The 1,004-nt window shown below is 46.4% G+C and carries 1 protein-coding gene; it reads left to right on the top strand.

The features are described 5' to 3' along the window. Positions 1 to 1,003: Calx-beta domain-containing protein (locus tag A9Y75_RS19095; RefSeq protein WP_275519455.1), on the top strand; the 1,003-nt coding region annotated here is incomplete at its 5' end. Position 1,004: the final 1 nt, after the last annotated feature.

Genomic DNA, 1,004 nt, shown 5'->3' with positions numbered 1-1,004 from the left:
TAGCGTACTAGAAGATGGAACAACCAACCTGGTTTATACCTTCACCCGGAGCGGTGTAACAACCACTGCCCTAACTGTGAACTATATAGTTGGGGGTACAGCCACCTTAAACACCGACTACACCCAAACTGGTGCAACAAGTTTCACTTCAACAACAGGTAGCATTACTTTTGCTGCGGGTGCAAGTACAGCAATTATCACTGTTGACCCCACAGCAGACACCATCATTGAAAGTAATGAAACCGTTGTTTTAAGACTAGCCACAGGAACGGGTTATACCATTGGCACAACAACAGCTATAACTGGAAGTATTACCAATGATGACTTACCCGCCATTACCCTAGCCGTAGCTCCAGGTAGCGTACTAGAAGATGGAACAACCAACCTGGTTTATACTTTTACCAGAGCCGGAAGCACTACCACTGCCCTAACAGTGAAGTATAACGTTGGGGGTACAGCCACCTTTAACACCGACTACACCCAAACTAGTGCAGCCACTTTCACAGCAACAACAGGAACAATTACCTTTGCTGCGGGTTCAAGTACAGCAACTCTCACTGTTGACCCCACAGCAGATACCATCATTGAAAGTGATGAAACCGTTGCTTTAACTTTAGCAACAGGAACAGGTTACAGCATTGGCACAACAACGGCTGTGAACGGAACTATCACTAATGATGATTTTGGTACACTATCTACGCTATCCATCGTCAAAACTACAGATGGTGCAGAAACAGGAGCAGTTGGCAGCGTCTTTACCCTCACCCGCACAGGTAATCTTACAGCAGCTTTAAACGTCAATTACAGTCTTGGTGGCACAGCTACAGTCGGTTCCGACTATACCAATCCTGGTGCAGGCATAGTGACCTTTGCAGCAGGTTCCGCCACAGCTACCATCAACTTACCTACTATTGATGATGCCTTTGTAGACAGTGCTGAAACCATTATCGCCACCATTACGGCTCCCACTGGTTATACTATCAGTATCCTGGTGCAGGCATAGT

It is taken from the genome of Trichormus sp. NMC-1 (assembly GCF_001858025.1).
Classification (GTDB): Bacteria; Cyanobacteriota; Cyanobacteriia; order Cyanobacteriales; family Nostocaceae; genus Anabaena.
This window is presented reverse-complemented; position numbering and strand designations above follow the sequence as displayed.